Here is a 24050-nt window from a genome sequence, read left to right on the forward strand (position 1 = left end):
CCCGGCCCCGGCGGAGCCGCTCAGCGCCCGCCGGCCGCCGCAGGCGCATCACGCAGCCGCAGGGCGCCGGAGAGCACGTGCGCCGTCACCCACGACGGGTTCCAGGTGTTGCTGCTGCCGTGCTCCTGCCAGTCGGTGGGGAAGAAGCCCTCGGCCTGCTCGCCGGGGTCGTCGAAGCCCCACTCGCCGGGCCGGGTGCAGATGCCCTGGCCGAAGGCGTGGATCACCATGCCGGCCAGCTCGGTGTACTCGGGACGGCCGGCCAGCGCGCCGAAGCGGGCCAGCTCGGGGACCGGGAAGAAGACGTCCACGTGGTGGTTCTGCACGCTGACGCCGGGCCAGCCGGTGACGTCGAAGCCGCACCGGTCGAACGGAGAGCCGGGCGGCTGCGGCGGGTTCCACTGGTAGACCCAGGTGAGCAGCCAGTCGGCCGTAGCCTCCGCCCAGTCGCGGTAGCGGTCCTCACCGGTGAGCAGCAGCAGTTCGTACGCGCACTGGAAGAACGCCATGCCGCCCTCCTTGTCCTCGCACGCCGCGTCGAGGGTGGCGTGGCCGAAGGGCGTGGCGAAGTCGTCCGCATGCCGCTCGTGGTAGCGCTCCAGCAGCCGCACGGCGGTCTCCCGGTGGCGCCGCGAGCCCGTTGCGCGCTCCGCCTTCAGCAGGGCGAGCACGCACGGCAGTCCCCCGGCGCCGGGCGGCCCGGGGTACGCGGAGCCGTCGGTCCGCCAGCCGAGCGGGACCACGCCGCCGGGCGGCACGCCGCGGCAGACGGCGTCGAGGCCCTCGTCGAGGGCCTCGGTCCAGTGCCCGGGGACGGCGCGGCCGTGGCCGCGCAGCAGCGCGACGATGTCGGCGAGGTCGCCGAGGGTGTCGCCGAACGCGCGGGCGGAGATGAACGGGCGGCCGTTGCGCTCGAACGCGGTCCACCCGCCGTCGTCGAGGCGGTGGAAGCTCATCCGCAGCCCCGGCGGCGCGCCGGCGGCGCTGCCGGCGAGGTAGAAGTCCACGGCCCGCCGACTGCGCTCCAGGCGGCGCTCGTCGCCGTGCTCCAGGCCGAGGCGCGCGTCGCACCACGCCAGCCTGAGGCACTGGCCGGTCCAGCCGTACAGGAAGCCGGGCACGTGCCCGGAGCCGGTGAACTTCACGTATCCCGCCGTGCCGCGGCCGTCCTCGTGCCACCGGCGGTCCAGGGCCGCCGTCTTCAGCTCGATGATCGAGTCGAGGGACAGCGGGCGGGCACCGCCGGGCGCGTACCGGCGCAGGCCGTGGTGCACCATGTCGCGGAAGCCGTGGCCGGGCCGGGCGGGCCGGCCCCAGCGGAGCGCGTGGCGGGTGGTCAGGGCGGCGCCGGGGGCCAGTTCGCGGTATCCGCGCGGGCGGGCGGAGGTGGTGGACTTGTGGGTGTACGCCACGTCCGGGACGCCGTCGAACATCAGCGTCCCGCTCGTCGCCAGCAGGGTCGTGTGCGCGCCGGCCAGGGCGCCGAGGGAGCCGTCGCCGGGGGTGCGGGCGTACATCGTCAGGAAGCGGGTGCCGGCGGGTCCGGGCCACTCCGCGTGCACGCAGGGCACCGGCAGCCGGTGCTCCTCCACCACGAGGCCGCCGCACGCGGCGCCGCCGGGGGCACCGGGCGCGCCGCCCGCGGCGGGGCGGAGCCTGGGCACGGTGCGGTCCGGGTCGGCCGACGGGTTGCCGCGGTAGAGGACCTGCGGCAGCGTCACGGACTCGGGCGGCGCCGCGGGCAGCGGGAGCGCGAGGCCGACGGCCAGGTCCCCGATCGTATCCGCGGACGGGTTCCGCCAGGTCACGTCCGCGTGCAGGGCTCCGTCCCCGGCGGCGAGGTCCACCTCGACGGCCAGTGGCCCGACCACGCAGTGCACGGCGAGCCCGACCGCGGTGCGCCGTACCTCCGGCTCGCGCACGCCGGGGAACGCAGGAGCCCAGGGCCGCCCCGTGGAGACGGCCAGCATCGCGTCCAGCGGTGCGCGGAAGTACGGTTCCCGCTCCCCCGTACGGCGCAGCTCCAGCAGGACCTTCCCGTCCTGCCGCGTCAGGCCGAGGACCATGTCCTCCGCCCGTAGCCGCAGCTCCTGCCCTGCCGCCGTCCCGTCCACGGTTCTCCCTCCGGCCTAGGTCCTGTCTGGCAAATAGCGCCGTCCGCCCTCAGGGCGGGCGTCGCGGCGTCTGGTGCGTGCGATCGCAAGGCGGAGGGTCGACCGCATAGTGGGCCTATTCGGTCGATCCCGACAACGCAGCGAGCGTGCCAGGCGTCGCGACGCAGGTGGGATTTGTCAGACAGGGCCTTGGTCCCGCCGCTCCATGAGGCGGCCCGTGCACGGGTGTTGACGCCCGCGCCGCCCATCAGGATAGTGGCATTCAGTTGGTATGCCACTATCCCACAAATGAACGTCACACCCGACCGACTCTTCTTCTCCAAGGAGCTGTGTGACCATGAGCCAGGGCCCGAAGGCCGAGCGGGGCGCCCGCAGGCTGACCCGCAGGAACTTCACCGCAGGCGCCCTCGCGGGCGCCGCCGCGCTCGCCGGCGGGCCGGTCGTGTCCGCGGGCACGGCGGGCGCACAGACCTCTCAGGGCACGAACAGCCGGTATGCCACCAGCTCCGGCGCCGTCTGCACGCCGGTCCCCAACCGCTATGACGAACCCTTCGAGGTCTGCGACGACGAGCTGTTCGTCTTCCTCGTCAACTACAAGCCGTTCGAGGTCGAGGGGTTCTTCGAAACGGTCATCGGCGGCCGGCTCCGGGCCGCGTTCCCGGACGTGAAGTTCAAGGTCACCACCTGGGACCAGCCGGTCCGCTACGAGGACCTGGAGGCGGCGGGCGTCGTCCCCGACATCGTCATCGACGACCCGCGCCGCCGGATCGACCGCGACCTGGAGCCGCGCGGCTGGCTGCGCGACCTCAGCGACGAGCTGGGCCCGGCCGGCATCGACCTCGGCACGCTCGACCCGGCCGCGGTCGAGATCGTCAAGTCCCGCTCGGACGGCGGCGTCTACGGCGTGCCGCTCTTCGTCGACGACTTCGTGCTGCTCTACAACAAGAAGGTCTTCGACCGCTTCGGGACGGACTACCCGGAGAACGGGACGACCTACGACCGGGCGTACCGGCTGGCCCGCCAGCTCACCCGGGAAGAGGACCTGGTCGCCTACAAGGGCTATCTGCAGCACCCGGACAACTACCTGGACTTCAACCAGCTCGGGCTCTACCCCTTCCTGCCCACCGGCAGCGAGAACCCGGCACCGGGCGACGTGAAAGTCGACATCACCTCCGAGGGCTGGCAGCGGCTCGGCGCCAACCTGGAGCGCTTCCTGTTCATCCCGCGGAACATCTTCACCACCGTGGACGACTTCTTCACCACGGGGCACGTGGCGATGGCGGTGGACACGCTGTGGAAGTTCAACTCCTACGCGCTGAACGAGATCTACATCCACGCCGACGACCGCGAGGAGTACCGCCGCAACGCCGAGAACGTCGAACTCGGCCTCGTCTCGGTGCCCGTGCTCGGCGGCGGTGACGACTCGACGTACCAGCCGAACTCCCTCGCCGCGTTCCTGCCACCACAGTCGGCCAAGAAGGACCAGGCGCTCGCCGTGGTGAAGTGGCTGGTCTCCGAGGAGGCGCAGAGCGCGCTGGCCGCCCACGGCATCAAGCCCACGCTGCAGTCCGACGCCGTGGTCGACGCCTTCGGCAGCGAGTCCCCCGCGCTCGACGGCATCGACACCTCCGGCGTGTTCTGGGGCAGCAATGCCGTGGTGCACGGCTACGAGCAGACCGAGTACTGGGACCTCCCGCTGTACATGGTCTTCCGTCAGCACGTCCTCAAGGACGGGCTCCAGGTGTCCTCCGCGCTGACGATCACCGAGACCGTCGACATCCCGAACTACATCAGGACCCAGTCCGAGGCCGGCTTCGACTGGTGACCCCAGACCACCCGGGGCCGCTCGCGGCTCAGGCCCCGGGTGCCCGGCGGATCCGTATAGCGCAGTACGGGTCCGCCGGGAGCTGCACCTCGACGCGACCGCCGGCCGCTCGACGCGGCGGGTCGACCGTCATCCGCCAGGTGTCCAGCACCTCGACGTGCCAGCCGCCGGGCGGCAGCTCGAAGCGGCGGTAGGGGTAGCGGTGCGCGCCCAGGTACTGCAGCCAGTACTCCCCCGGCGCGACCAGCGTCGAGGCGTCGTAGTAGACCGGGTCGTGCACCAGACCGGGGGGTGCGTCGTCGAGGATGCCGCGCAGGAACGCGAGCCGCGGCGCGCTCTCGCCCGCGAGCCCGCCACCGTGTACGAGCCAGGGCCGCGTCCCGTACGCCTCGCCATGGGTGACATGCCCGCCCTGGCAGACGCCCTCCCAGATGCGGGTGACCAGCTCCGCCGCGGTCAGGCTCCGCCCGGGTACGGGCCCGTCGCCCTCCGCTCCGCAGTCGTCGACCACGACCGGCTTGCCGAGCGCGGCGCCGAGACCGGCGACCGCGTGCGGGTCCTCCAGCCGCAGGCTCGCGTGCGTGATCCAGGGGGCGCCGAAGTCGGTGGCGGGGCCGCCGTGGACCGTCAGCAGCCGGTGGCCGTGGTCGTGCTCGCGGATCGTGGTCTGGGCGTCCGGGTCCCGGGGCGCCCGCCACCACACGTTGCGGTACGCGGCCAGCCGGGCGACGGTCTCGGCGATGCCCGCGGTGCGCGCGCCGTCCCCGCCGCCGGGGTCCGCGCCGAACCGCCCGGCCAGATCCACCTCGGCCTCGATGCCCAGCGCCAGCAGGGCGGCGACCTGTTCGTCCAGCACGCCGAGCGGCAGGTCCGCCGATCCGAGCAGCCGTACTCGGTTGAACGGGGCGTCCGCCAGCGTCCGCAGCGTCGCCCGCCCGGCGTCGCCGACAGAGGTGCCGACCGGGTGGAAGAGGTGGCCGTCGGCGTACCGGAAGCTCCGCTCGCCGGCGACGTGGACCGGGCCGTGATTGCCCGGCGCCGGCGGCACACAGGTGAACGTGCCAGAGGTCTCCGCCGACCGGTAGTGCCACTCCCCCTCCGCGTCCGGCATGAAGCGCACCAGGTGGGCGCCCTCGTCGCCGGTGAACGCGGCGGCGGTGAAGCGGCGTCCGCCGCCGTCGGTGAAGACCACCTCGTCGCCGGGCCCGGCGACGGGCAGTTCGAAGACGCCCCAGCGCTCCGCCGTCCGGGCCGCACCTGCGGTCCGTCCCGGGTCCGTCCCGCTCACCGCGTCCTCCGGATCCGCACGGCCATGTCGGGGCGTCCCTTCAGCTCCACCGGGGCCCGCCCGTGGTGCACGCCGGCCAGCTCGGTGACGGTCATCTGCCAGGTGTCGATCAGTTCGATGCGGTACTCGCCGCCGGCCGGCAGCTCGACGTCGCGGTACGCGGACTGCGTGGGACCGCCGAAGTACTCCAGCCAGCTCGTGCCCTCCCGCCGCGCCCGCGGCAGGTCGGCCGGCGCCTCTTCCAGCAGCCGGCGCAGGAAGGCGATCCGCGGCACGCTCTCGCCGCGCAGCCGGCCGCCGCCGGAGATCCAGGTGGTGCCGTCGCGGCCGGCGTCCGGATACGCCTCACCGTGGGTGACGTGGCCGCCGGCGACCGCGGCGTGCCAGAACTGCCGGACGAGCGCCCGCCCGCTGAGGTTGCCCCAGCGCCGGTCGGCCGTGCCCTCGTAGCCGATCTCGTCGACGACGACCGGCTTGGGGCAGGAGTCCCGCCAGCCGGCGGTGAGCCGGGCGTCCCAGTGCTGGATGCTCTGGTGCGTGATCCAGGGTTTGCCGAAGTCGTAGATTCGCTCGTACTGGTACATGCGGGTGCCGTTGTGGATCGAGCGGAGCCGCTGGTACGGGTCGTGCCGCTGGATGAACCGGCCGAGCGCGTCCCAGTCCTCGACGGTCTTGCAGGTGTTGAAGTCGTACTCGTTGGAGACCGACCACCACACGTGCCGGAAGGCCGACAGCCGCGCGAGCGTGTGCTTCAGCAGGAAGAAGTCCTCCTCGCGCGACATCCGGTCCAGCCCCCAGAACCCGTCGTCGTACGGGTGGAAGAGGATGACGTCGGCCTGGATGCCGAGCGCGAGGAGGTCGCGCAGTCGGCGCTCGAAGTGGGCCCAGAAGACGGGGTTGAAGCGCGTGCGGTCGAGGGTGTCCGGGCTGTCGCCGGCGAAGACGAGGTGCGGCGGCACCATGCCCTTCGTCGGCAGCAGGCACATGCGCACCTTGGTGAACGGCGAGGCCGCCAGCGACCGCAGGGTCTGCTCCTCGCGCTCGTGATCGTCCAGGTGGGTCCAGTGGTAACAGGTGGTGCCGAGGGGCAGGTAGGGGGTGCCGTCGGCGTACGACAGCCGGTGGGTGCCGGCCACCCGCACCGGGCCGCGGTTGCCGGGGGCGGGCGGCACGCACGTGAAGGAGCCGCGCGCGCCGTCCAGTTCCGCGGCGGAGGAGCGGGTGACGTAGTGCCACTCGCCCTCCGCGTCCGGCATGAAGCGGATGCGGTAGCGGCCGTCGCCGTCGTAGAAGCCGTCGACCGGGACGATGCGGTTGCGGTGCTGGAACTCGGCGCCGAGCCGCACCTCGGCGTCCGGGTTGCCGTCGGCGGGGCCGGTCAGCGCCAGCTCGTGGACGCCCCACCGCTCGACGGTCACGGGCGGTCGTCCCGTACGCCCGCGGCACGGATCCATGCCTCGTCGAGCCGTACGTACTTGATCGTCTTTCGCAGGAACGAGTACGCCAGGTGCAGCCGGCCGTCGCGGGTCTGCAGGATGCTCGGGTAGGAGTAGCCCAGCTCGTTGTCGCGGTACTCCTCGTCGGCCGTCTGCACGTCGCGTCGGTACGGCCAGGTCAGTCCGCCGTCGTCGGAGAGCGCCACCGTCAGCGGCGTGCGCACCGCCTTCTTGCGCCGGCCCGCGCCCTCGCCGACCCACCGGAACTGGTCGCGCTCCAGCGAGGCGTCGTTGTAGACGAGCGCGAGCGCGCCGCTCGCCAGCCGGACGAGCTGGACGGCGGAGTTGTTGTTGGGCAGTTCCGTCTTCGTCAGCGGCCGCCACGTGCGGCCGAGGTCGAAGGACTCGGAGCTGTGGATGCGGTCGGCCGCGCGGCTGCGGAACATCGCGAACAGGCTGCCGTCGTCGCGCTGCACGGCGGTCATCTGGACGAGGTGGTCGCTGTCCGGCAGGTCGTGCCCGCGCCACGTCGTGCCGCCGTCCTCGCTGATCATCGCCACGCTGTGCTCCCCCTCCGGCCGGCACCAGTAGGCGGGTAGCAGCCAGGAGCCGTCGGTGAGGACGAGCGGGGGGTTGCGCACGAAGATGCCGGGCCCCTCCATGAGGGTGCGCGGCGGGCTCCAGGTGCGCCCGCGGTCGGCCGACGTGCGTATGACCAGCCGCGCGGTCTTCTGGTCGTGCGGGGTGTTGGAGGGGTGGAACAGCCACACGGTGCCGGCGGCGTCCCGGGCGAGTACGGGGTTCTGCTCCGACCGCTCGGGGTCGGCGGCCAGCACCTCCGGCTCCGACCACCGCGTGTCGCCGGCGGCGAGCCGGGAGACGACGACGCCGGTGCCCGGATCGCCCTCCTGCGGGCCGTTGAACCAGGTGCACAGCAGGTCGCCGTCGTCCAGCTCCAGCAGGTTGGCGGCGTGGCTGTCGCCCGGGTGCAGCACCGGCAGCAGCGCCTCGCCGAGCGCCGGGTCCGTGGGCGAGCGCCGTACCACCCCGTCGAATCGCGGGTCGGTCACAGCGCGTTCACTCCCCTCAGGGTCAGTTCCTCGGCGTAGTGGCAGGCGGATGTGCGGCCCCCGCCGATCTCGCGCAGCGCGGGCACCTCGGTGGCGCACCGGTCGCGGGCGTAGAAGCAGCGGGGGTGGAACGCACAGCCGGACGGCACCCGGGAGGTGTCGGCGACCTCGCCGCGCAGCACGATGCGCTCCCGGCGGCGGGCCGTCGGGTCGGGGTCGGGCACGGCGGACAGCAGCGCCTCGGTGTACGGGTGCAGGGGCGCGCCGTACAGCTCGTCGGTCGCGCCGGTCTCGACGACCCGGCCGGCGTACATGACGACGACCTCGTCGGCCATGTACTCGACGACTCCCAGGTCGTGCGAGATGAACAGGTAGGTCAGGTCCTCCTCGTCCTGGAGGTCCTTGAGCAGGTTGAGGATCTGCGCGCGCACCGACACGTCCAGGGCGCTGACCGCCTCGTCGGCCACCACGAGCCGCGGGCGGGTCGCCAGCGCCCGGGCGATGCCGACGCGCTGCCGCTGCCCGCCGCTGAACGCGTTGGGGTAGCGCCGCAGGTACTCCGGCCGCAGCCCCACCCGGCGCAGCAACTCCGCGACCCGTTCCTCCAGGTCCTTGCCGGTCAGGCCGAGGCCCACCCGCAGCGGCTCGCCGACGATCTGCAGCAGCGTCATGCGGGGGTTGAGGGAGGCGTAGGGGTCCTGGAAGACCATCCGGATATGGGTGCGGTACGGGGCGAGCGCCCGCTCGCTCATCCCGGCGAGGTCGACGGGCGTACCGCCGTCCGGGGCGTACAGGATGCGGCCGGCGGTCGGCTCGTGCACGCGCAGCAGACAGCGGCCGAGCGTGCTCTTGCCGCAGCCGGACTCGCCGACGAGGGCGACCGTGCGGCGGGCGGGGATGCGCAGGTCGACGCCGTCGACCGCGCGCACGGCGCCGACGGTGCGGCCGAACAGGCCGCGGCGGATGGGGAAGTGCTTGGTGAGGCCCTCCGCGGTCAGCAGCGCTGTGTCTTCGGCGTATTCGGCGGTGTCCGCCGCGGCGGCGGTGCCGGTGGTCATGCCCGTCCTCTCTCGTCGCGGCTGTCGTCCGCGGGCGGCTCCGCGCCGTTCGCGTCGTTCGCTGCGTTCGCTGCGTTCGCTGCGTTCGCTGCGTTCGCTGCGTTCGCTGCGTTTTGGCTCTCGTACCGCAGACAGCGCACCTCGCGGCCGGGCTCCGGCCCCGGGGTGGCGCCCGGCTCCGTCACGTCGCACCGGCCCGGCATGAACTCGTCGCAGCGCGGGTGGAACGAGCAGCCGGCGGGACGCCGGTAGGCGTGCGGCACCATGCCGCGCACCGGCGTCAGCCGCTCGCGCGAACGGGCCCCGAGCTTGGGGATGGAGCGCAGCAGCGCCTTGGTGTACGGGTGGCGGGGCGTGCGGAAGACGGAGACGACGTCGCCGCGCTCGACCACGGCACCCAGATACATCACGGCGACCTGGTCGGCCATCTGCGCGGCGACGCCCAGGTCGTGCGTGATGAGCATGACCGCCATGCCGAAGTCCTGCTGCAGCGAACGCAGCAGGTCCAGGATCTGGGCCTGGGTGGTCACGTCCAGGGCGGTGGTGGGCTCGTCGGCGATGAGCAGCTCGGGGTTGCAGGAGAGCGCCATCGCGATCATCGCCCGCTGCAGCATGCCGCCGCTCATCTGGAACGGATACTCGTCGACGCGGCGCTCGGGGGCGGGGATGCCGACGCGGCCGAGCAGGTCGATGGTGCGCTTGCGCGCCTCCTTCTTCGTCACCCGCTCGTGCAGCACGATCGCCTCGCCGATCTGGTTGCCGAGCGTGTGCATGGGGCTCATGGAGGTCATCGGCTCCTGGAAGACCATGCCGATGCGCTTGCCACGGACCTTGCGCAGGGTGCGCTCGTCCGCGGAGACGAGATCCGTCTCGCCGTCCGGCGGCCGGCTCACCCAGATCTCGCCGCCGGTGATGCGGCCGGGCCGGTCCACGAGCCGCAGGATGGAGCGCGCCATCACGCTCTTCCCGCACCCCGACTCCCCGACCACGGCCAGCGTCTGCCCGCGGACGATGTCGAGATCGACGCCGTCCACGGCCTTCACCACGCCGTCGTCGAGCGCGAAGTGCGTGCGCAGCCCGCGCACCCGCAGGACTGTCTCGGTCCCCGGCCGGGTCGCGGCCTTCGTCAGGGGCTGGGTCACGGCTTCTCCCTCTGCGGCTACTTGTACGGGTCGGCGGAGTCGCGCAGGCCGTCCCCGACGAAGTTCATGGCCAGGACGGTGACGAAGACCGCGACGCCGGGAAGCATCAGCCAGGGCGCGGTCTCGACGGTGCGCACGTTCTGCGCCTCCTGCAGGAGCACGCCCCAGCTGACGGCGGGCGACTGCAGGCCGAGGCCCAGGAAGCTCATGGCGGTCTCACCGAGGATCATCGCCGGCACGGCCATGGTGAGCGAGGCGATGATGTGGCTCGACATGGACGGCACCATGTGCCGGAAGATGATCCGGGGTCTGGAGCAGCCGTCGAGTCTGGCCGCGACGACGAAGTCGTCCTCGCGGAGCGAGAGGAACCGGCCGCGTACGACCCGCGCGAGCCCCGTCCAGCCGACGACCGACAGGATCGTGGTGATCGCGAAGTAGCGCATCAGCGGGCCCCAGTCCGGTGGCACGGCCGCCGACAGCGCCAGCCACAGCGGCAGTGTGGGCACGGCGATGAGGAACTCGGTGATCCGTTGGATGAGACTGTCGGGGGTGCCGCCGAAGTAGCCGGAGATACCGCCGAAGAAGACCCCCAGCAGGAAGCTGACCGCGACGCCGACCAGTCCGATGGACAGCGAGACCCGGGCTCCGTGGATGATGCGGGAGAGCAGGTCCCGCCCGGCTCTGTCGGCACCCAGGAAGTAGACCTCCTGGTCGGCGTGGACGGCACCGAACAGGTGCCGGTCCCAGGGCAGGACCCCCCACATGTCGTAGCCGTCGCCGCGGGCGAAGAACTTCACCGGGATCCGCTTGCCGGGGTCCTCGGTGTGGATCAGCTCGAAGGTCTCCGGATCGCGGTGGGTCTCGTAGCCGTTGACGTAGAAGTCGATCCCGCCGCCGAGGCTGACGTCGACCTTGACCGTCTGCGGCGGCGCGTACGTCATCCGCTCGTCGGTGGCGCGGGGCGAGGACGGCGCGAGGAACTCGGCGAAGGCGACCACGAAGTAGACGATCAGCACGACGACCGCGCCGGCGACGGCGAGCTTGTGGCGGCGGAACTTGCGCCAGACCAGCCGCCACTGCGAGGCGCGGCCGAGTTCGGGATCGCCGTCCGCCGCCTGCGGCAGTGCGTCCTCCTCCGCCGGCGGCTCCCCGGATCCGCCGGACGGCCTGTGCCTCCGGGATTTCAGCAGCATGCGGGGCCTAACCTCCCTCGTACCGGTGCCGGATGCGCGGATCCCACCAGGCCAGCGCCAGGTCGCTCAGCAGCGTGCCGACGACGGTGAGCGCGCTGAGGATCAGCACGAAGCTGCCCACGAGATACATGTCCTGGCTCTCCACCCCGGTGAGCAGCAGCGGCCCCGTGGTGGGCAGGCTCATCACGATCGAGATGATCGTCTCGCCGCTGATCAGCGCCGGCAGGAGCCAGCCGACGGTGCTGAAGAACGGGCTGAGCGACATCCGGACGGGGTACTTCAGCAGCAGCTTCCACTCGGGGAGCCCCTTGGCCCGGGCGGCGACCACGTACGGCTTGAAGAGCTCGTCCAGCAGGTTCGCCCGGGTGATCCTGATGGTGGCCGCGGTGCCGGAAATGCCGATGATCAGAATCGGCAGCCACATATGGGAGGCCAGGTCCAGCACCTTGCCCAGGTTCCACGCCGCATCCTGGTACTCGGGGGAGAAGAGCCCTCCGGGACTCTGCCCGAAGTAGCGCATCCCGATGTACATGAGGATCAGCGCCAGCATGAACTCGGGGACTGCCATGCCGACGAAACCGAAGAACGTGGCGGTGTAGTCGCCGGCCGAGTACTGCCGTACGGCTGAGTAGATGCCGATCGGGAAGGCGACGGCCCAGGCGAAGAGCATGGTGGAGATGGACAGGAAGAAGGACAGCCCCACCCGGTCCCAGATCAGGTCGCCGACCGGCCGCATCTCGTAGCCGAAGGACTGGCCGAAGTCCAGGTGGAAGATGATTCCGGAGATCCACTTCCAGTACTGGGCGAAGAACGGCTCGTCGAGCCCGTATCGCGACCGGAGCCCTTCGATCTGGTCGTCGTTCATCAACTCGCCCCGGGCGTCCGCCTGCGCCTGGAGGGTGTCGACGTAGTCGCCCGGAGGCAGGTTGATGATGACGAAGGTGGCGAGGGAGACCGCCCACAGCGTGACGACCATGAGGCCGACGCGCCGGACGAGGAAGGAGAGCATCGCGCCCGCCCGTCAGGCCTCGTCGGCGATGTAGAACTGCTCCGGCCGCGCGGGGCCCGGCGCCTGCCACGCGCCCGCCCCGGGGAGCTTCTCCGGCACGTTGCGGAAGTCGTTCTTCACGATGCCGTACTCGGGCGGCATGGTGCTGATGCCGAGGTAGTAGAACTCCTCCTTGGTGATCTCGAGAATCTGCCGGGCGAGCGAGGTCGCCTTGGCGCGGTCGAACGTCATGCGCATCTGGTCGAACAGCTCCAGCTGCCGCTTGATCCGGGCCGGCGGCTCGGTGCCGTCCTTGCCGGGGCGGGTGTACCAGGCGGCCCACTCGCCGCCGAAGCGGGAGGAGCCGCGCGGGTTGGACGGCAGGTAGTAGTGGTTGCCGCCGGCGCCGGTGCGGATGTCGAAGGAGCCGCCGGTCCAGACGGAGGCGTCGCTCTCGCCGGCCTCGACCCGTACCCAGTACAGCTCCTCGGCCATCCGCTGCACGGTGATGTCGACGCCGACCTCGCGCCAGTCGGCCTTGACCAGGTCGAGGGCGTCGACCTGGTCGGGGTACTCGGAGGCGACGAGGACGTGGAACTTGACGGGGCTGCCGTCCTCGCGCAGCCGGATGCCGTCGCCGTTGCGCTCGCGAAAGCCGGCCCGGTCCAGATACTCGTTGGCGAGGTCGACGTCGTACTCGGTGTACTGCTTGCCGAGTTCCTCGTCGTGGAGGTCGGTGCCGGGGACGGGCGCGCACTGCCAGGGGATGCCCTGGCCGCCGTGCAGGGTGTTGATGATCTTCTTGCGGTCGATCGCGTGCGACAGGCCGATGCGGAAGTCCTTGTTGCCGTACATCCGCGCCTTGGCCGGGTCGGGGTGGGTCTGGTTGAACCCGATGATCAGCGTGTTGACGTCGTCGGGCAGCATCTCGATCATCCGGTAGTCGCCGGACTCCCGGTTGCGGGAGATCACGGGCCTGTTGCGCACCGTGCCGAAGTTGTACAGCTGCAGGCCCAGGTCGCCGTTGGAGACCTTGAGCACCTCGACCTCGACGTCCTGCACGACCTCGCAGACCACCTTGTCGATGTACGGCAGCTGGCTGCCGTCGGGGTCGGTCTTCCAGTAGTACGGATTGCGCTCGGCGACGACGTTGCTGCCCACGCCGACCGCGTTCTGCGCCACCCAGCCGTTGACGGTCGGCACGTCGGGGTAGACCCAGTGCTCCAGCCGCAGGGGGAGGAACTCGACCCAGTTGGCCATGTCGTTCTTCTTGGCCACGCTGTCGGCGCTCTTGTTGTACTTGAGGTGGAACTGCTCCAGGAAGTGCTTGGGCAGGAACATGTACAGGCCGTGCAGGCCGGCGATCTGCTCCAGGAAGTTCGCCTTCGGCTCGGCGAAGACGTAGCGGACGGTGTGGTCGTCCTCCTTGACGAACCGGGCGGGCTCGCCGTTCCGGTTCAGCCACAGCTCGTAGATGGCGTCCGGGTGCAGGTCGGGGTAGACCTGGTAGTCGTTGAAGCAGAAGTCGAAGTCCTCGGCGGTCAGCGGCTCGCCGTCGGACCACTTCATGCCGCGGCGGAGCGTGAAGACGTACTCCCGGCCACCCCCCAGGACCTCGTACTCCTCGCAGACGTTGGCGAGGATCTCGGTGGCGGCCGACCCCTCCCACTTCGGCGACCAGCGCAGCAGCGGCTCGTACCCCATGGTCATCTTGAGCCAGGGGATGTCCTCCTCGGTCAGCATCGCCGAATGCCAGGTGCCGCCGTAGACGCCCGCCTTGTCCAGCGGCTCGACGACGAGCGGCCTGTCGGGGAGGCGTTCCGCGACCTTGGGCAGCTTCCCCTGTTCGACCCGTTCCCTGAGCATCGGCGCCTCCTTGCCCTTGGCGCCGCCGCCCGCACCGCTCTCGTCCGCGGGGTCGGTGTCGAAGAAGCCGCAGCCGGGCACCGCCGACGCCACGATCAGCCCGGCGCCGGTCTGCAGAACCCGCCGTCTGGCGACGAACGGGCGGTACTTGCCCTCACGTGTCATCTCCACGCTCCTTTGCGTGTGCCGCCGACTCCAGCTCGCGGACCAGGGGCACCACGGTCGAGACGAGGCGTGCCTTCTCGTCCTCGTCGAGCGGCGCCAGGGGCGCCGCGGCGTGGTCTGCCTCGATGCGGCCGAGGGTGGCGAGGACGAACTTGTAGGTGCTGACGACCGAGGAGAGCGTCGGAGCCCGGCGGGCCAGCCGCATCGCCTCCAGCAGGTCCTCCAGCCGGTCCTGCATGCGGCGCACCCGCACCCAGTCCTGGGCGCGGGCGGCGTCGTACATCGCGACGAGGTGCCGCGGTGTCACGTTGGCCACGGAAGAGGTCGCTCCGGCGGCACCGACCAGCAGCGACACGTCGCTGATGCTGCTGTCCCCGGTGAAGCACCGGAACTCCACGCCCGTCCGGGCGGCGCGGCGGACGAGCTGACGGAACCAGGTGAGGTCGCCGTCGCTGTCCTTGATGCCGGCGAGCACGCCCTCCTGGGCGAGCTGCAGCACGCAGTCCGCGGTCAGACCGATCTTGGTCAGCCGCGGCATGTGGTAGGCGTAGATCGGGAAGCCGACGGCGTCGGCGATCCGGCGGTAGTGGTCGCGCAGTTCCTCACGGGTGAACTCGGTGAAGTACGGCGCGATGACGGAGACCTGGTCGGCGCCGGCCGCGACGGCCGCGCGGGCGTGCCGTACGGCCAGCCCGGTGGCGGCGTCACCGACGTGGGCGACGACCGGCGCCCGGCCGGCGGCGGTCTCCGCCGCCACCCGCACGGCGGCGGCCCGCTCCTCGGCGTCGAGGGCGTGGAACTCCCCCGTGGTGCCGTTCATCCACAGCCCATGGATGCCGGCGGCGAAGAGGTGCTGCAGGTGGCATTCCAGCGATGGCGCGTCCACCCCTCCGGACTTCGTCATGGGCAGCACGACCGGTGCGATGATGCCGTGCAGCTTCGGGACGGGCATAGGCACCCCATAGGCATGTCAGTGGTATGCCATGAATGTTGACCGGGCGTAAAATGACCGTCAACCCCCGTGCGTGAGGAATTTGCTGCGGTCGACAGAACCCACCCACTGCCGGTCGACCAGCGGCATACCATAGGCTGGCCAGAGCCGACCGGGGGCAGGGCCCGGCCGGCAGTCGTGGAGCGCAGGGAGGCGGCTATGACCCCACCGAGAACGGCGGCGGCCCAGAAGGGGCCGGCGTCGGCATCCGGACCGCCCGACTCCGAGGAAAGCCTGGAGGCCCGCGCACGCCAGGCCCTGGTCGACTGGCTGACGAAGGAGAACCCCGCCCCCGGGCAGCCGGTGCCGGTGCGGGAGTTCGCCCGCCGGCTGGGCATGAGCCGCACCCCCGTCCGCAGCGCGGTGGGCCGGCTCTACGAGCGCGGGCTGCTTGCGTACGAGCCGACCGCCGGCTTCACCGTCGCCATCCCGTCGCTCTCCAGCCTCTACGAGCTGTTCGAGCTGCGGCTCATGCTGGAGTCGCACAGCCTGCGGCTCTTCGCCGAGCGCACCGACCGCGAGTCCCCGGCGCGCCTGCGCGAGCTGGTGGACGAGGCCGAGGTGCTGGCCCAGGCGTCCCTTGAGGACCACAGCCGCTACATCGAGTTCCGGGAGAACGACAGCCGCTTCCACCGCGCCCTGGTCGAGCTCGGCGGCCTGCCCCGGCTGCTGGAGCTCCACGACGATCTGCACCTGAGCATCCACGTCACCCGCACCGGCATGGAGGCGCCCATCACCGCGTCCCGGCTGGGCACCGCCGTCGCCGAGCACCGCGCGGTCGTCGACGCCCTGGAGAGCGGCGACCGGCTCGCCGCCCGGGACCTGCTGGAGGCCCACATCATGCGGGTGCGCGACCAGACCATCGCCTTTCTCGCCCGCCCCCGGATGTGACTCGCCCGCTCCCGTACGTGACAGGAGAAGCAGCCATGGAAGGACCCGCGGTCCCCTCCCCCGGCGCGCGTACGGCGCACCGGCCCCTGCGCCTGGAGCACGCCGAGCTGACCGGCGGCCCGCTGCGGCAGTGGCAGGACGTCAACCGCCGCGTCAGCCTGCCGCTCGCGGTGGGGTGGCTGGAGAAGGCCGGCAACCTCCGCAACCTCCGGATCGCCGCCGGCGAGGCGGACGGCGAGTTCCGCGGCCCGGTGTACATGGACTCCGACGTGCACAAGGTCCTCGAATCGGCCGCCTGGCACCTGCGGGAGGTTCCCGACGAAGCCCTCGCGGACTTCGCCGGGCGCACCGCACTGCTGCTGGAGCGGGCCCAGCAGGACGACGGCTATCTCGACTCCCACTACCAGGTGGCGGCGCCCGGGCGGCGCTACGCGCAGCTCGTGGACAGCCACGAGCTGTACTGCGCGGGACATCTCATCCAGGCCGCGGTCGCCGCCCGGCGCAGCTCCGGCGACACGAAACTGCTCGCCGTCGCCCGGCGGTTCGCCGACCATCTCGCCGACGTCTTCCTCCCCGGCCCGGGCCCCGGCCTCGACGGTCACCCCGAGGTGGAGACCGCGCTGGTGGAGCTGTACCGGGTCACGGGCGAGGAACGCTATCTGGAGCTGTCCGCCGCCTTCGTCGAGCGCCGCGGCCACGGGCTGGTCGGCCGGCACAAGCACGGCACGATGCACCGCCAGGACCATCTGCCGGTACGGACCGCGCCGACGCTCACCGGCCATGCCGTGCGCGGGCTCTATCTGGAGGCCGGCGTCGTCGACGTCGCCGTGGAGACGGGCGACGAGGAGCTGCTCGCCGCGTCCGTCGCCCGCTGGGAGGACATGACGGCCGCCAAGACGTCGCTGACCGGCGGGCTCGGCTCGCGCCAGGTGGGTGAGGTCTTCGGGGAGCGCTACGAGCTGCCGCCGGACCTGTCGTACAACGAGACCTGCGCCTCGGCGGCGAGCATCCAGTGGAGCTGGCGGCTGCTGCTGGCCACCGGCGAGGCCCGGTACGCCGACCTGATCGAGCGCACGCTCTACAACGCCTTCAGCGCGGCCCGTTCCACCGACGGCAGGACGTACTACAAGGGCAACCCGCTCACCCGGCGCCCCGACCACGCCGAGGCGGTGGGCGATCCGCGCTGCCGCGACGAGTGGTTCTTCTCGGCCTGCTGCCCGCCCGCCGTCACCCGTCTCGTCGCCTCGCTGGAGCACTACGCGGCGACCGTCTCCGAGCACGCCGGCGTGCCGACGTTCCATCTGCACCAGTACGCGCCGATGGAGCTGGCCTGTCCCTTCGCCGGCGGGCGGCTGGGGCTGCGGGTCGAGACGGACTACCCCTGGCACGGCCGGGTCGCGATCACCATCACCGAGGCCCCCGCCGGCCCGTTCGCGCTGGCGTTGCGCATACCGCCGTGGAGCGCGCGGACGACGCTGGAGACGCCCGACGGCGCGCGGCTCGACGCCGCGCCGGACGAGCACGGGTACGCGGTGGTGAGCCGGGACTGGCGGGCGGGCGAGCAGCTCGTGCTGCATCTGGACCTCACCCCCCGGCTGACCGTGCCGCACCCGCGCATCGACGCCCTCCGCGGCAGCGCGGCCGTCGAACGCGGGCCGCTGGTCTACTGCTTCGAGCAGGCCGACCAGGAGGAGGGCGCCGAGGTCGACGACCTGGCGCTGCCGCTGGGCGTGGCGTTCGAGGAGGTCGAGCACGCCGATCTGGCGGGCGTCGGGCGCACGGTGCTGCTGCGGGCCGCAGGGCTGGCCCTCGGCGGCGCCCACGAGGCCGGGCTGCCGTACCGCACGCACGGCGGGCCGTACGCCGAGGACTCACGCTGCCGGACGTCCGTCACCGCGGTGCCCTACTTCCAGTGGGACAACCGCGGTGACGGCGCGATGCGGGTGTGGGTGCCGTTCGTCAGTGGTTGATGCGCACCTGGCTGAACGAGAGAACACCCCCGCCACACCGCGGCCCCGGCCGCCCCACCGCGCACGAAGCCATACTGCGTGACACGCGGTGGGACGGCCGCCCGCAGGGCGCTCAGTGGTTGACGCGCACCTGGCTGAACTGCACGGTGGTGTAGTTGGCGGTGTCGTTGGCCTCCTTGTTGGCGTCGACCACGAGCCCGGCGTACGGCGCGGGCCCGATCGCGATCCGCTCGTAGCCCACGCGCGTCCACTGCAGCGAGTCGGGTGAGATCTCCGCGGTGAACTCGTCGCCGCGGAGAGTCAGCCGCAGCCAGTACGGCCGGTCGTCGAGGACCTCGCCCTCCTCGAAGGGGTAGGTGCCGACGCTCATCTCCTCGCCGGTGGCGGCGATGCGCTTGCAGACGCCGACCAGGCCGTCGGAGGAGACGGCGACGGCCATCAGGCAGAAGGGCGAGTCCTCGGTCAGGTTCTCCCGGATCATGATGCCGCCGAGGACGTCGGAGTAGACCGCGCTGACCGAGTCGACCCGGGCGATGATCTCCACGACCTCGTCGTCCGGTGCCTCGATCTGCTGGTGAACGAAGTGGAAGGAGTCGGTACGGCCCCTGATCCGGCCGGAGCCGCGCACGGTGAAGACGCCGTCCTCATCCACCGCCGCGGCGCCCGGGATGGGCACGTCCCCGATGTCGGCGGACGTCCAGGGGCCGACGTCGGTGACGCGGTTGACGTGCACGGGCACGCCGGTGGAGGTGGTGGCGGTGCCGGTGGAGTCGGTGGCCCGCACGGTCAGGTAGTGGGTGCCCTCCGGCGCGTCGGCCCAGGTGATCCGGTGGGGCGCGGCGGTCGTCTCGCCGATCTTGGTCGCGCCGGCGTAGTACTCCAGCACGGCGATCTCCGCGCTCTGGTGGGCCGTCGCCTCCGCTTCCACGACGATGTCGTGGACGCCGGCCTCACTGGTCAGGACGGTGTGGCTGGCGGGGGCGAGGATGCCGGCGGCGGGGTTGGGCGCGCCGGTGCGGCCGAGGGAGTTCAGATACAGCTCCAGATGGCTGTAGCCGGTCTCGGGGTCGATCGCCGCGGCGTCGGCCGGGTCGGACGGCTTCAGGCCGTGCTCCCGCTCCCAGGTGTCGGGGATGCCGTCGTGGTCCCTGTCCGCCGGGACCTGCGTCGCGGCGAGCGGGACGAGACCGCCCACCTCGGACTGGGAGTTGATCATACGTCCGGTGCCCGCGCGCACGTCGGCCACCAGCCGGGCGTCGATGGCGTCGCGGCGCGGCACGGTGGCGCCGGCGCCGGCGAGCACTGCCTCGTACGCGTCCTCGGGCGACTGCTGCTCGATCGGCTCGGACAGCTCGACAGGCTCGGTCAGCAGGGTGATCCCGCCGGTGGGGATGTCGACGCCGAGGATGTTGTCCTCGGTGACGTCGGGGTGGCCCTCGATGACGTTGCCGCTGACGTGCCAGCTGCCGCCGCGGTCGGGGGAGACGATGACGGGGGCGATCTCCGCGAGCGTGTCGGGACCGGGCTTGTAGTAGTTGGCGACGAGGTTGATGCCGTTGGCCCATTCGCCGCCGTAGCAGGAGGTGTAGCCGTAGTTGTAGATGACGTTGTTGCGGCTGTCGGCGCGCAGCGGCACGTCCTCGACGAAGCTGAAACGGGGGTTGCGACCGCCGTTGTGGATCAGCAGGTTGTGGTGGTAGGTGACGTCGTCGCCGCCCCACAGGCCGCCGTAGCCGTGGCGGCCCTTCTCGTGCGCGGACATCGTCAGTCCCTCGGCGATGATGCACCACTGCACGGTGACGTTGCGGTTCCCGTACGGGGAGCAGGTCTCGTCCACACCCCAGCTGAACGAGCAGTGGTCGATCATCACGTTCCGGCGGCCCTCCATCTTGAAGGTGTCGATGGGCGTGCCCATCCGGTCGGTGCCGCGGAAGCGCAGATGGCGGAGGATCACGTTGTCGGCCTTGATCTCGGTCTCGTTCCCGGCCACGCAGATGCCGCCGCCGGGGGCGCTCTGGCCGGCGACGGTGATGTTGGAGCCGGTGATGTCGAGGCCGCCCTCCAGCTCGATGGTGCCGGAGACCCGGAAGACCACCGTGCGGTTCCCCGCGGAGACGGCGTCGCGCAGCGAGCCGGGGCCCGCGTCGGCGAGGGTGGTGACCTCGTACACCTCTCCCCCGCGGCCACCGGTGGCGTGCCTGCCGCCGCCCTCGGCACCGGGGAACGCCGGTGGGCCGGCGGCGGCCGGGGCGGCGTCCCCGGCACCGCCGGCCGTCCCCGGGCCGCCCGCCGCGTGGGCGAGACCGCCGCCGAGGGTGACCGAGCCCAGCAGTGCACCGGATGCGGTGACGAAGGTACGGCGCCCCAGGGGTCCGGTCCGCGTGCCTGATCCGTTTGCGTCCTTCACGTTCGCTACTCCTCCACATCGAGTGAGCGGTGGGTCATGCGGCTCGCAGTACGTACTCACCGCCCGGGCGGGTGCCGAAGGCCACGACGTGCGCCTCCGGACGCTCCACGGACACGCCGTCCACCCGCACGGGATGGGGCGTGCGGATCCGGACGGGGTTGCCGAGCAGGGAGCGCACCGCGGCGTGCGCCACCCCCGCCGGCGTCCACACGAGGTCGACCTCGAAGCCGCCGCGCGCCCGCAGCCCGCGGAAGGAACCCGCGGGCCAGGCTTCGGGGAGCGCGGGCAGCAGCGCGATCTCGTCGGCGTGGCTCTGCAGCAGCATCTCCGTGATGCCGGACATACCGCCGAAGTTGCCGTCGATCTGGAACGGCGGGTGCAGATCGAAGAGGTTGGGGGCGGTACGGGCCGGGGTCAGCAGCTCCGACAGCCGCCGGTAGGCGAGGTCGCGGTCGAGGAGCCGCGCGTACATGTTGATCTTCCAGGCGAGCGACCAGCCGGTGCCCGAGGTGCCGCGCAGCTCCAGCGACGTGCGCGCTGCGGCGGCCAGTTCGGGGGTGCGCCGGGGGTCGATCTGGGAGCTGGGGAAGAGCCCGTAGAGGTGGGAGATGTGCCGGTGCCTGACCAGCGCGGCTTCCTCCCAGTCCTCCAGCCACTCCTGAATCTGGCCGAGGTAGCCGACCTGGTTGGGGGCGAGCCGGTCGCGAGCCTCGGCGACGCGCTCCGCAAGACGGCGGTCGCGGCCCAGGACGCGGGCGGCGTCGCGGAACGCGTCGAACAGATCGCGCAGCAGCTGCATGTCCATGGTGGGGCCGGCGCAGATGCTGACGTTCTCGCCCTCGTCCTCGTGGTGGCCGACCTCCGGTGAGTGCGAGGGGTTGGTGACCAGCCAGCCGGTGCGGGCGTCCTCGGTCAGGAAGTCGAGGAAGAACTCGACCGCGCCCTTCATGACCGGGTAGTTGCGGCCGAGGGCGGCGGTGTCGCCGGTGAACAGGTAGTGGTCCCAGAGCACGAGGCACAGCCAGGCGCCGCCGGTCGGCCACAGGCCGTAGAAGGCGTAGTCGACCGGCGCGGTGCCGCGCCAGCCGTCGGTGTTGTGGTGCACGACCCAGCCGGGCGAGCCGTAGAGCGCCCCGGCGGTGCGGGCGCCGGACTCGGCCAGCTCGTGGACCATGTCGACGGCGGGGTCCCAGCACTCGGCGAGGTTGCCCGGGCCGGCCGGCCAGTAGTTCATCTCGAAGTTGATGTTGAGGGTGTACTTCGACTCCCAGTTGGGGGTCATGCTCTCGTTCCACAGGCCCTGCAGGTTGGCGGGCTGACCCGGCGAACGGGAGCAGGACACCAGCAGGTAGCGGGCGTACTGGAAGTACAGCGCCGCGAGTTGCGGGTCGCCGCCGTCGGCGAAGAGCGGGACGCGCTGGTCGGTGGGGAGCCGAACGCGGTCCGAGGTGCCGAGGTCGATGCCGACGCGGGTGAACAGCCGCCGGTAGCCGGCCACATGGCGGCGGCGCAACTCCTTGTACGGGGTCCGGGCGGCCGGCTCCAGATGGCGGCGGGCGCGGGCGGCGGGGTCGGCGCCGGCGTCCTTGTAGGAGCGGTAGCTCGTGGCCATGGAGACCAGCAGGGTGACCGCGTCCGCGCCGGTCACGGTCAGCGCGCCGTCGGCGCTGTGCACCGTGCCGCCCTCGGGGACCGCCTGGGCCAGCGCGCGGAAGCGGACGGCGCCGGCGCGGCCCTCCCATTCCCCGCTGACGCCGTCGAGCGCGACGGTGCGCTCGTCCACGGTGGCCGCGCTCGCCTGCTGCGGGGTGGTGAAGCGGGCGGTGAAGCCGATGGCGCCCGGGGTGTCCGCGGTCAGCCGGACGACGATGACCTGGTCCGGGGTGCTGGCGATGACCTCGCGGGTGAAGCGCACGCCGTCGCGGGTGTAGCGGGTGCGCGTGACCGCGCTCTCCAGGTCGAGTTCGCGCTCGTAGCCGGAGATCTCGCCGCCGCCGGTGAAGGCGAGTTCGAGGTCGCCGAGCACCTGGTAGGGCGCCTGCTCGGAGGGGGTGCCCAGGAAATGCGCGTCGGCGAGCTGCTGCGCCTGGTGCCACTTCTCCGCCACGACCAGCCGGCGGATCTCCGCGAGGTGGTTCACGGCGTCGGGGCGGGCGTAGTCGTGTGGGCTGCCGGCCCACAGGCTGTCCTCGTTGAGCTGGAGCCGCTCGGTGTCCGTGCGGCCGAACACCATGGCGCCCAGCCGGCCGTTGCCGACGGGCAGGGCTTCGAGCCACTCGGCGGCGGGCGCCGCGTACCACAGCCGCATCGGGTTGGGCCCGTGGCCGCCGTCGGCGGCACGGGCGGCGGTCGCGGGCAGGGCGGCGGGCAGGGCCGTCGCCGCCGCGCCGGCGCCCGCGGCGGCCAGGACGCGGCGCCGGGACGGGCTCGGCCGCTCGCTTCGTCCGGGCACGTCGTTCGCTCGGTGGCCGTCGTTGCGCTCGTTCCCTTCGGTCCGGTCGGTCCGGTGGGTCCGTTCGGTCCGGTCGTCAGACACGGGGCGGCTCCAGTCGGGCGTCGAGGGCGGCGATGGACTCGGCGCCGCGGTGCACACGGAACGCCGAGCGGTAGCTGCGGGATTCGCCGGGCGCCAGCCAGATCATGCTGTCGTCGGCACGGGCGGCGGCGTCCCCCGCCACGTGGTGCGTGGAGGGCTCCAGGCCGACGGCGTAGTCGCCGGCGCGGAGGTTGAGCCACTGGAAGAAGCAGGGGAAGGCGGACGGGGACCATTCGAGGCTCACCGCGAACCCCAGCCGGTCATTGACCACGGCGGCACCGGTCCGGCCGCCCGGCAGCGCGTGCAGCCGGTGCTCGTAGACCTGCTCGGTGAAGCCCGGCAGCGGCGCGGGCAGGGTCCGGTGGCCGACGCCCTGCTCGGCCACGCTGCCGGACTCCCAGACCGTCTCCGCCACCGGCGCGACGAAGCGGCTGCCCTCGTCGAGCAGCGGCCAGCCGAGGTTGACGTGGTAGAGGAACATGTGCGGCATCGGCTCGAAGCCCGGATTCACGACGGTGTCGATCAGCCGGATCTCGTCGCCGCCGAGGTCGGCCTCGATGCGCCGGGTGAGGCTGAGGTTCTCGGCGAACACCGCGGCCTGGCGCACCTGCCCCTCGGCCCACAGCACGCACCGCTCCCCCGTCGCGCCGTCCTCCCAGCGCTCGCCGTAACCGGTGAGCCGGGCGGGCAGGTTGGCGACGCGACCGTGCAGGCCGTGCCGCACGGTGGCGCGCGGCGGGTAGCGGTACCCCGTGGCGTCCACCTCGCCGCCGAAGAGGGTGTGGTCGAGCCCGCCGGTGACCGTGAGGCCCGAGAAGGAGCGCAGCCAGGACAGCCCGTCCTCGTCGCCGTGCTCGTGCAGACCGGGGTGGCGGAAGCCGGTGCGCGACCGCCAGCCGAACGCCCGGCCGGAGTGCTCTGCCGCGCCGATGTCCATGCAGCGGTCGACCAGCACGTCGAAGGCCAGCCCGCTGCCGGTGCGGAACTCCAGAGCGCGTATGCCCCGTTCGGCGCCGTCCGCCAGCGTCACCAGGCGTACGCCGCCGGCCGCCGCGATGTCCCCGGCGCGCGCCGCCAGGTCGCGGGCGCCCAGTTCCCGTCCGTGCATCC

Annotated in this window: 16 protein-coding genes; 3 read left to right on the forward strand and 13 right to left on the reverse strand. The window is 72.1% G+C overall.

Annotated features, from left to right (window positions below; genetic code table 11):
* Positions 1 to 20: 20 nt before the first annotated feature.
* The gene (locus OG946_RS00535; protein WP_326794164.1) at positions 21 to 2114 is read right to left on the reverse strand and encodes a hypothetical protein; all 2094 of its coding nucleotides are present in this window, start codon (positions 2112 to 2114) and stop codon (positions 21 to 23) included.
* Between the two features lie 337 nt (positions 2115 to 2451).
* Here OG946_RS00535 and OG946_RS00540 point away from each other — a divergent pair, with 337 nt between their 5' ends.
* A complete protein-coding gene (locus tag OG946_RS00540; RefSeq protein WP_326794165.1) occupies positions 2452 to 3939 on the forward strand; it encodes an ABC transporter substrate-binding protein in 1488 nt (495 codons plus the stop codon).
* Positions 3940 to 3967: 28 nt separating this feature from the next.
* Here OG946_RS00540 and OG946_RS00545 read toward each other — a convergent pair whose 3' ends face one another.
* The 9 genes from OG946_RS00545 to OG946_RS00585 are packed head-to-tail and all read right to left on the reverse strand — an operon-like array spanning position 3968 to position 15097.
* Positions 3968 to 5227, reverse strand: a complete 1260-nt coding sequence (locus OG946_RS00545) for a DUF5605 domain-containing protein (protein WP_326794166.1) — start codon at positions 5225 to 5227, stop codon at positions 3968 to 3970.
* Entirely contained in the window at positions 5224 to 6645 is a 1422-nt protein-coding gene (locus OG946_RS00550) for a DUF5060 domain-containing protein (protein WP_326794167.1), read from the reverse strand. Before OG946_RS00550 ends, OG946_RS00545 begins: the two co-directional genes overlap by 4 nt.
* On the reverse strand, positions 6642 to 7733 hold the full coding sequence (locus tag OG946_RS00555) for a sialidase family protein (RefSeq protein ID WP_326794168.1): 1092 nt from the start codon (positions 7731 to 7733) through the stop codon (positions 6642 to 6644). Before OG946_RS00555 ends, OG946_RS00550 begins: the two co-directional genes overlap by 4 nt.
* Positions 7730 to 8791, reverse strand: coding sequence for an ABC transporter ATP-binding protein (locus tag OG946_RS00560; protein WP_326794169.1), 1062 nt, complete (start codon positions 8789 to 8791; stop codon positions 7730 to 7732). The genes OG946_RS00555 and OG946_RS00560 overlap by 4 nt, the downstream gene beginning before the upstream one ends.
* Positions 8788 to 9933, reverse strand: a complete 1146-nt coding sequence (locus OG946_RS00565) for an ABC transporter ATP-binding protein (protein ID WP_326794170.1) — start codon at positions 9931 to 9933, stop codon at positions 8788 to 8790. Before OG946_RS00565 ends, OG946_RS00560 begins: the two co-directional genes overlap by 4 nt.
* A 17-nt stretch (positions 9934 to 9950) precedes the next feature.
* Entirely contained in the window at positions 9951 to 11126 is a 1176-nt protein-coding gene (locus OG946_RS00570; RefSeq protein WP_326794171.1) for an ABC transporter permease, read from the reverse strand.
* Positions 11127 to 11133: 7 nt separating this feature from the next.
* Positions 11134 to 12135: an ABC transporter permease gene (locus OG946_RS00575; protein WP_326794172.1), complete on the reverse strand. Its 1002-nt coding sequence runs from the start codon at positions 12133 to 12135 to the stop codon at positions 11134 to 11136.
* Positions 12136 to 12147: 12 nt separating this feature from the next.
* Positions 12148 to 14145 (reverse strand): ABC transporter substrate-binding protein, encoded by a 1998-nt coding sequence (locus OG946_RS00580; protein ID WP_326794173.1) that lies wholly within the window; start codon positions 14143 to 14145, stop codon positions 12148 to 12150.
* The gene (locus OG946_RS00585) at positions 14135 to 15097 is read right to left on the reverse strand and encodes a dihydrodipicolinate synthase family protein (protein WP_326794174.1); all 963 of its coding nucleotides are present in this window, start codon (positions 15095 to 15097) and stop codon (positions 14135 to 14137) included. The genes OG946_RS00580 and OG946_RS00585 overlap by 11 nt, the downstream gene beginning before the upstream one ends.
* A 198-nt stretch (positions 15098 to 15295) precedes the next feature.
* Here OG946_RS00585 and OG946_RS00590 point away from each other — a divergent pair, with 198 nt between their 5' ends.
* Together OG946_RS00590 and OG946_RS00595 are read left to right on the forward strand one after the other, a co-directional pair.
* Positions 15296 to 16027, forward strand: coding sequence for a GntR family transcriptional regulator (locus tag OG946_RS00590; protein ID WP_326794175.1), 732 nt, complete (start codon positions 15296 to 15298; stop codon positions 16025 to 16027).
* 35 nt (positions 16028 to 16062) lie between these two features.
* A complete protein-coding gene (locus OG946_RS00595; RefSeq protein ID WP_326794176.1) occupies positions 16063 to 17997 on the forward strand; it encodes a glycoside hydrolase family 127 protein in 1935 nt (644 codons plus the stop codon).
* Positions 17998 to 18109: 112 nt separating this feature from the next.
* Here the strand turns inward: OG946_RS00595 and OG946_RS00600 are convergent, their stop codons facing one another.
* The 3 genes from OG946_RS00600 to OG946_RS00610 are packed head-to-tail and all read right to left on the reverse strand — an operon-like array spanning position 18110 to position 24048.
* Entirely contained in the window at positions 18110 to 20404 is a 2295-nt protein-coding gene (locus tag OG946_RS00600) for an Ig-like domain-containing protein (RefSeq protein ID WP_326794177.1), read from the reverse strand.
* 34 nt (positions 20405 to 20438) lie between these two features.
* Positions 20439 to 22940, reverse strand: a complete 2502-nt coding sequence (locus OG946_RS00605; RefSeq protein ID WP_326794178.1) for a glycoside hydrolase family 95 protein — start codon at positions 22938 to 22940, stop codon at positions 20439 to 20441.
* Positions 22933 to 24048, reverse strand: coding sequence for an aldose 1-epimerase family protein (locus OG946_RS00610; protein WP_326800103.1), 1116 nt, complete (start codon positions 24046 to 24048; stop codon positions 22933 to 22935). Before OG946_RS00610 ends, OG946_RS00605 begins: the two co-directional genes overlap by 8 nt.
* Positions 24049 to 24050: the final 2 nt, after the last annotated feature.

Source organism: Streptomyces sp. NBC_01808, from assembly GCF_035917395.1.
GTDB lineage: Bacteria > Actinomycetota > Actinomycetes > Streptomycetales > Streptomycetaceae > Streptomyces.